General features: G+C 58.4%; 5 protein-coding genes and 1 pseudogene. 4 read left to right on the top strand and 2 right to left on the bottom strand.

Annotation, left to right across the window (positions count from 1 at the left end):
• Positions 1 to 117 precede the first annotated feature (117 nt).
• Together AC13CE_RS02065 and AC13CE_RS02060 are read right to left on the bottom strand one after the other, a co-directional pair.
• Positions 118 to 318 (bottom strand): hypothetical protein, encoded by a 201-nt coding sequence (locus AC13CE_RS02065; RefSeq protein WP_482971319.1) that lies wholly within the window; start codon positions 316 to 318, stop codon positions 118 to 120.
• A gap of 37 nt (positions 319 to 355) precedes the next feature.
• A complete protein-coding gene (locus AC13CE_RS02060) occupies positions 356 to 3,103 on the bottom strand; it encodes a class I SAM-dependent DNA methyltransferase (RefSeq protein ID WP_482971318.1) in 2,748 nt (915 codons plus the stop codon).
• Between the two features lie 353 nt (positions 3,104 to 3,456).
• On the opposite strand from AC13CE_RS02060, the gene AC13CE_RS02055 reads away from it, so the two are divergent.
• The 4 genes and pseudogenes from AC13CE_RS02055 to mobF all read left to right on the top strand — a co-directional run bounded on the left by AC13CE_RS02055 (position 3,457) and on the right by mobF (position 7,506).
• Complete coding sequence (locus AC13CE_RS02055) at positions 3,457 to 3,663, top strand: single-stranded DNA-binding protein (protein WP_482971317.1); 207 nt, start codon at positions 3,457 to 3,459, stop codon at positions 3,661 to 3,663.
• Positions 3,612 to 3,800 (top strand): annotated as a pseudogene (locus AC13CE_RS02050) (single-stranded DNA-binding protein); the annotation flags it as partial. The gene AC13CE_RS02055 and the pseudogene AC13CE_RS02050, both read left to right, overlap by 52 nt.
• Before the next feature lie 532 nt (positions 3,801 to 4,332).
• Positions 4,333 to 4,563, top strand: coding sequence for a hypothetical protein (locus AC13CE_RS02045; RefSeq protein WP_482971316.1), 231 nt, complete (start codon positions 4,333 to 4,335; stop codon positions 4,561 to 4,563).
• Positions 4,564 to 4,566: 3 nt separating this feature from the next.
• Positions 4,567 to 7,506 (top strand): MobF family relaxase, encoded by a 2,940-nt coding sequence (gene mobF / locus AC13CE_RS02040; RefSeq protein WP_482971315.1) that lies wholly within the window; start codon positions 4,567 to 4,569, stop codon positions 7,504 to 7,506.
• The last annotated feature ends 155 nt before the right edge of the window (positions 7,507 to 7,661 follow it).

Genomic DNA, 7,661 nt, shown 5'->3' with positions numbered 1-7,661 from the left:
TGTTCGGCAACAACGGCTCGATCACCAGCCACTCATCATCGGTCAGTTCAAATCTACGACGCGTCATCCAAAGCTCCTTCCCGAAGCCTTGAATCAACCGCGCCCGCGCCGCGCAAGTCAATTTATGAGTTTACGGCCTAGCTCCTGACGCTTCAGCTTAAAGCGTAGTTTTTCGGCCTCAACTTCCAGATCAGATTTCTGCTTTTGAAGCCATTTCGGGAACACATATCCCGACAGCAAGCTACCCACCGCCCCGGCAACGAGACCGTAAACGCCAAGCAGGCTTAGCTTTCCTATTTCCGTTGCCAGCCAATCCATCAAAGCCCCCCTATCCGACGCTTCTTGTCGCTATGCCTCACGCAGCCTTTGCGCTGGTCATTCTAGTGTAAAGTTCGAACAGCTTTTCGAGGCGTTCGGTGTCGTTTTTGAAGCGGCGGCCGATGTAGACGCGTTCCAGGACCTCGTCGTTGCGATCGTGTGCGTGGCGGAGGTTTTCGGGCATCTTCTCCGGATCGTAGAGCTCGGCGATGGTCTTGGGGAAATGCGCCTCGCGGGCAAGGAGGATATCCTCGGCGCAGCGGGTCAGGTCGGCTTTATGCTGTTCCGTGAGCTTGGGGACGGGGAAGGTATTGTAGCAAACGCCTGATGAATATCGGAAATCGGACTTCATTCGCCCAGCCGTTAGGCCTACCCAGCAGATGTGCATTCGCGAGCAAATAAGTGACAGAACGTAGACTGGGGAATCGTATATCGCCTGTGCGGCATCAGAGATAATTGCCGAGCGATCCTGCAATCCAACCGGGAGAAATTCTCGACGCTGGGAGGATACCCTTGGAATGATGAGCTGGCTCTTGTCGCCAACGATAGTGCGTTCGAACCTATACGGCGTATCAATTCCCAGCTTTCCGCGTTCGCTTCCAGTCTCGCGATAAGCCCTAACATCAGCCAGGCGATTAGCTATTTCCGGGATGCTAAGTGCCAAATCAACCTGGTCATCTTCGATCCAAAGGCAATATCGAACGAGATCATTGATGAACTCGCTCGATCCAAAAATTCTTCGGAACAGTTCGGCGCTGCCCGGGTGAGTAATAAGAACAGCGTCTCGCTCTTCCTTGCTGAACATGAAATTGCCGCGATCTCTTGGAATATTCCCAGCAAACATCTGTGGTAGCCCGCTGATGTTCTGAGGGCTCTTCGCAATGATGACGTCAGGGCCATCAATCAAATATGCGTTGATGTGCTGCGCTATCCGTTTCGTATCGCCCTCGTAAATCCGGAGCACGCGAGGTTTGTCGGTGGTGACCCCGACGATGATGCAGATCACATTTGCATTCTTGCTAGCGTTGTTGGACCAATAGAAGTCCTTATGGCAAAATCCAATCCGCTGCCCTCTTTTGAAGATCGCAGGCCAAATAAGCGGTACCTGTATCCCTTGGCAGATTGAATTTGTCGAAACGAACGCGAATGAGCCTCCGCTTCGAATGAAATCGGAGGCTTTCCAAAACCATCCTGCAATATAATCTACCGCTTTAGTGCGTTTACCAGCGTCAAGCTGTCGCAGGTCTCCCTTCTGCTCTGGCGACTGAAACTTGTCGCCGACGTATGGGGGATTGCCACAAATATAGGTCTCACCGCCCTCATTTTCGAAATCGATTTCAGGTTGTTCAAGTGGGGTATTGAAAAGATCGTTTCCTCTCACCTTCACCGTGCTTCCCGACGGAGGGCAGAGCTCCAGCCAGTCCAATCGAAGAGCATTCCCGCAGGTGATCCAGTTCTCGCTGTCGAGAGGGAGAAAGTCGGCGAGCGCCACCTTCTGGCCGCGATAGAGCACATCGCACTGGAACTCGGCGATGATCAGCGCGAGGCGCGCGATCTCTGCCGGAAAGTCGCGCAATTCGATGCCTCGAAAGTTGGTAAGCGGGATGTCGCTGTCGCGCTCGCTCTCGCCGCGCCGCTTGTTTATCTCGGCCTCGATTTCGCGCATCTGCTTGTAGGCGATGACGAGAAAATTGCCCGATCCGCAGGCCGGATCGAACACCCTGATCTTCGACATGCGGGTCCGCAGATTGAGCAGCTTGCGGCCGTTGTCGCCTGCTTCCTCCAGCTGCTGGCGCAGGTCGTCCAGGAATAGCGGATTAAGCACCTTCAGGATGTTCGGCACGCTGGTGTAATGCATGCCGAGCGCGCCGCGCTCCTCATCATCGGCGACCGCCTGGATCATGCTGCCGAAGATATCAGGGTTGATCTGTTTCCAGTTCAGCCCGCCGATATGCAGCAGGTAACTGCGCGCCATGCGGCTGAAGCGTGGAACTTCCACACTGCCGGAAAACAGCGCGCCGTTGACGTAGGGAAAGGCATCGGCGTGGGGCGGGATGTTCGCCGCCTTGCGATAGCGATCGTCCAGCTTGCCCTCGTGCCGCGTGGGCGTGTCCATCGCGCGGAAAATGTTCGAGATGATTTCGTGTGTGTTGGAGCTTTCCCGGTCGCTGAACCGCTCCACGGTGGAGGTGAACAGGCCCTCGCCGTTGAAGATGTCGGTATCCTCGGCGAAGAAGCAGAAGATCAGCCGCGCCATGAAGTGGTTCATGTCGGGGCGGCGCTCCGCCGTGGCCCAGTCAGGGTTCTCTTTCAGCAGTTCGACATAGAGCTTGTTGAGCTTGCTCGTGGCGCGGATGTCAAAGCTGTTCTCGCGGATTTGCTTGACGGTTGTGATGCCCGCAAGCGGCAGGAACGCGCCGAAGTGGTTCGGGAAATCGGTGTAGGCGCAGGCGACGGATTCGCCGTTGACCAGATCCTCCGCCTGCAAGTCCACGCCGTCCGTTGCGAGGATGAATTTGGCCTTCGCGGCGCCCGTCTTGGGGCTTTCACGCAGGGCCTTTAGCGTCTCGTCGACCGTGCACGGATCGCACGTGGCGATGTGGATATTGTTGCGTTGGAGGACGCCGCCGGGAAGATCCGAGGCATTGGTTGTCCCGGCCCGCAATTGCTTCAGCGTGTTCGCCTTGCGCCCGAACGCTTCGAGAAACGCGAAGGGGAACTCCGCCCGGTCAAATGGTTGGGCGGCCAGCTCTGAAATTGCTTCTTCGATCTCAACAGCATTCATGGTGCGATACTTGGCCGAGAGGCGGCTGATTCACAAGACAGGACAGGGATTTGCCCGAGGGAAACGGGCAGTGGATGCGGTGTCTCGTGTTCGGCTCCCAGAGTTCTTCCGACCCTCTAGAACCAATCCCTTTTCATGACCTGATCACGCCCCTGGCCGAACCCGGACAGGCGCTGCAACCCGCGCCCGTTCGGACCGTGTTGCCACGCTTCGCGCGGCTGCCCGCACCACTCCGATCGGCGGGGTTCCCCTCGCATACGCTCGGTGCAGTCCTGCCCGTGCCCGGCCTCATCGGGGCTCAGTCAAAGGGATGGCCCCTTGGACGGATCGAATGCCTTGAAAGGACACGAACAATGAAGAACACCGTCACACTGGTTGGCTTTGTCGGCAACACTCCCGAAGTCCGCGAAACTTCCGGCAGCGCCACGATCACCAGCCTGTCGCTCGCCACCACGCGCAGCTTCAAGGCAACCGCCAGTCCGAGACCGAATGGCACCGGGTCACCTGTTTCAACGGCATTGGGAAGAGCGTCGCCGCGCATGTCGCGAAAGGTGCGATGATCATGGTGACGGGCCGCATCCACTATAGCCGTTGGACGGACGCCGAGGGGAAGACCCGCTACGGCTGCGAGATCATCGCGGAACAGGTCGATTTCCTTGCGAGGGCAAAGGAAGGAGGGGCAGCAAAGGCCGCCTAACCGCAACCGTAATCTAACGCTCTCGAAGGCCTCGCTCGCACGATCCAGCGGGGCCTTTTGCCGTGCTTTAGATTGGCCTCAGTTCCAATCGCTCCTTCGCCGCGCGGGCGCGGAGATCCTTCTGGAAGTAGCTGGAAAACCGCTTCAGAACGAACCGGTGAAATGACTGGTCACGCGGGGGAATATGGGAAATTGGAGGGCACACCGTACCCGGAGATCCGGTGTTTGGGAGGCGAGAATTTCTGCGGGTTTTGCTGAGATTTCGGGAGTTGTCGCCAAGTAATGTCATCTGATGTCACTCCGCGATCCGCAACTCGCATGTGAGTTGCTCGCCACTAAAGCATTAATTTAAAATTGAAAATTATCGTTTTCCTACAGGGCGATCGCTGCCGTAGACTGATGTCAGTCCAGAGGGGGCAATGGGCCGAGGAGGGGCGGCCAAACGTCAGGTGACGCCGTGCGGTTTGCCCTTCAATGCTATGTCGACGAAGACCTTCATGCCCTTGTTAAAGCCGCTGCTGATGCAGCGCATATGAGCGTCAGCCAATGGCTGAAACTCACCGTCATCGAGGCTCTGGAGCAGCCTCAAGACGATGCGTTCCGAGATCAGGTTCTGGCCGATCTGCTCTTCACCAAGATCGCCCTCGATGGCTGGCTTCGCACACACAAGGACAAGGAATTGCGGGACCGTGTGGTGGTCGCTTACCAACGACGCATCCGCGAATATCGCGAGCGCAAAGCCGCAAAGCGCGAGGGGCGCTGAACGATGCTTTCTGTTGCTAATGTGCGCTCGGCTGGCGGTGCGGCTAACTACTTCGCCAACGACAACTACTATACCAAAGCAGACGCCGATCGATCCGGGGTCTGGGTAGGCAACGGTGCCGAGCGGCTGGGTCTTTCGGGCATGGTCGATTCCAAGGCGTTCGAGGCAATCCTGCGCGGCGATCTGCCCAATGGCGAGCGTATCGGGCACCAGGGTCAGTACCACCGCGCCGGGACAGATCTGACCTTTTCACTGCCCAAAAGCTGGTCACTGTTGGCACTCGTCGGCAAGGATCAGCGGATCATTGACGCATACCGTTCTGCTGTCGTCGAAACGCTCCAATGGGCGGAGAAGAATGCGGCCCAGTATCGCATTGAAAAGGGGGGGACGGAGCGACTTCATGCGAGCGACAACCTGACCGTTGCTTTGTTCCAGCACGACACCAACCGAAATCAGGAACCGAACCTGCACTTCCACGCCGTCGTCGCCAATATGACGCAGGGTAAGGACGGCGAGTGGAGGGCGCTGCGCAACGACAAGCTGTGGCAGCAAAACACTCTTCTCAATGCCATGACGATGGCGCGCTTCCGGATCGAGGTCGAGAAGCTTGGCTACCGGATCGGCGAGTTCGGAAAGCATGGCAACTTCGAAGCGAAGGGTATCGACCGTGACGCGGTGATGGCCTTCTCGACGCGGCGCCAGGAGGTCCTCGAGGCCCGGCGCGGCAGAGGGCTCGAGGCTGGTCTGGTGGCGACGCTGGCGACCCGGCAGGCCAAACAAAGCGATGTCGATCGCGGTGCCTTGATGGCCCAATGGGAAGGACAGGCTTGGGATAAGAGGCTCGACCTTGAAGGCATGGTGCGCGACGCGAAGCTGCGTTCACACGAGTTGACTGTTGCGGCAATGAAGCGGGCAAATGATCGCCCCACTTTGCTTGAACGGGGCAGGGCAATGATCGCCAGCGTTGCCGAGCGAATGGGCATCAAGGAGGGCGATCCGCTCATTCCCAAGCGGCTTCATTTGAAAGGCCGGGAAGAAATTGCGACCGCTCACGCGGTTGCATCGGCGGTGCGGCATTTGTCCGAACGAGAGGCGGCGTTCACGGCAACTGATCTTGCCAAGGCGTCGCTCGATTTCGGGCTGCCGACTACAATGAAGTCAGTCGAAAAACGCATTGGGCAACTCTCGCAGCAGGGCGCGCTGTTACGCGGGCGAGGCGCGCAGAAAGGGTGGCTGACGACATCTGATGCCTTGACGCTGGAGACCCGCATGCTGGCTGAAATCGAGAAGGGGAACGGCGCTGTTCCTCCGATCCTCGATGCCGAGAGCGCTGGGCCATATTTGCAGGCGTCCGCAGCTATCAACTACGGCATGAAATTGAATGCCGGTCAGGAAGCGGCGGGTCGGTTGATCCTCTCGTCGACCAATCGCGTGGTAGCCGTCCAGGGTGTGGCGGGGGCGGGTAAGTCGAGCGTTTTGCGGCCCCTCAATCAGCTATTGGAAGAGCACGGCAAGAGAGTCATCGGCTTGGGTGTTCAGAACACACTGGTGCGCATGCTGGAGAAGGATACCGGCATTCCGTCGATGACCTTGCATCGCTTTCTTGGACAGAATCGTAAGCTCCTTGATGGCTCGGCAGGCAAAGCCGAGATCGCCGCTGCGCGCGAAGATTATCGCGACACTGTTCTCGTTCTCGATGAAGCCTCAATGGTTTCTACCCGCGACCAGGACCGCCTGATCCGGCTTGCCAATCTGCTCAAAGTCGATCGCCTCGTGCTCATGGGCGACGAAAAGCAGTTAGGGGCTGTCGAAGCGGGCAAGCCCTTCGCTCTGGCGCAGCGCGTCGGGGCCGAAACGGCGCGCATGGATCACAATCTTCGTGCGCGCTCAGATACATTGAAGAGGGCGCAGCAGGCGGCCCAGTCGGGCAAAACCAGCGATGCACTCGAACATCTCAAGGATCATATCGTCGAGGTCCAGGAGGACAGCGCAATCGTCGCGGCGGAACGCTGGCTGTCCCTTCCGCCTGCCGAGCGCGAACGCACATCGATCTTCGCGGCAGGTCGTCGGTTGCGCTCCGAGATAAATGCCGCCGTTCAAACCGGGCTCGCCGCCAATGGCGAAATCGGACCAGCAAGCGCAAGGCTTGCGGTTCTGACCCGTGTGAATGCGACACGCGAGGAATTGCGCTACGCGCGCAACTATCAACCGGGCATGATGCTTGAAGTGGCAAGCCGCCAATCGCGCCATAGGCTTGGGCGCGGAAGCCATGAGATCGCCGCCGTCGATACCGAGAAGGGCGTTGTTACGCTTCGCGATGAGCGGGGGCATTTGCGCCGCTTCGTGCCAGCGAGGTTGTCGGCGAAGGGCAGCGACCAAACATTGCAGCTGTTCGAGAAGAAGGATCTCGATCTGTACACCGGAGACGCGATCAGATGGACTGCGAGCGATCACCAGCGCGGAATGATAAATGCAGACCGCGCAACCGTGACCGCGATCGATCAGGATGGGGTGACCGTCACCAGCTCCAGCGGCATGGAGCATAAGCTGAAGCCGAATGACCCGATGTTGAAGCGGATCGACCTCGCCTACGCGCTCAACGCTCACATGGCGCAGGGCCTCACGGCAGATAAGGGCATCGCCGTGCTCGGCAGTCGCGAGCGGCGACTGCTCTCGCAGCGCAATTTCCTCGTCACGATCACGCGCCTGCGAGACGAGCTCACGCTGATTGTCGACAACCGAGACAAAGTTGGGCGAGGGATTGCGACCAATCTGGGCGAGAAGACATCAGCCGCTGAAATCACCGAGCGACTTGGCATATCGGCGGCGAAGGGACTCAGGCTGGGTCAAATCCAAGCGACTAACTCTGATCGACAGGCTGAACCCGAGAAGGCTCCCGAGCTAGCCAAGGAGCGGGTCAAACCGTTCGATATTGGCCTTTGATGGTTTGACTGGAATTGGGCCGTTTCCGGAATGTCGGCTGTGAAGCTCCGGACAGGGCAAAGCTGACGGTCCGTTGGGTTTCTGCCTCGGCCAGTAGCCTCTCTTATTTTACACCAGACATGCCCCGCCACATTGCCGGCAAAATTCGCCGGTCA

This window comes from Qipengyuania sp. B-5, assembly GCF_056857815.1.
Note: the sequence above shows the minus strand (reverse complement) of the source record. Positions and strands in the feature narration are given on the sequence as shown.

Excerpts from the sequence above, each read along its gene's own strand:
- AC13CE_RS02065 (WP_482971319.1), bottom strand. The coding sequence starts at position 318 with ATGGATTGGCTGGCAACGGAAATAGGAAAGCTAAGCCTGCTTGGCGTT.
- AC13CE_RS02060 (WP_482971318.1), bottom strand. The coding sequence starts at position 3,103 with ATGAATGCTGTTGAGATCGAAGAAGCAATTTCAGAGCTGGCCGCCCAA.
- AC13CE_RS02055 (WP_482971317.1), top strand. The coding sequence starts at position 3,457 with ATGAAGAACACCGTCACACTGGTTGGCTTTGTCGGCAACACTCCCGAA.
- AC13CE_RS02045 (WP_482971316.1), top strand. The coding sequence starts at position 4,333 with ATGAGCGTCAGCCAATGGCTGAAACTCACCGTCATCGAGGCTCTGGAG.
- mobF (WP_482971315.1), top strand. The coding sequence starts at position 4,567 with ATGCTTTCTGTTGCTAATGTGCGCTCGGCTGGCGGTGCGGCTAACTAC.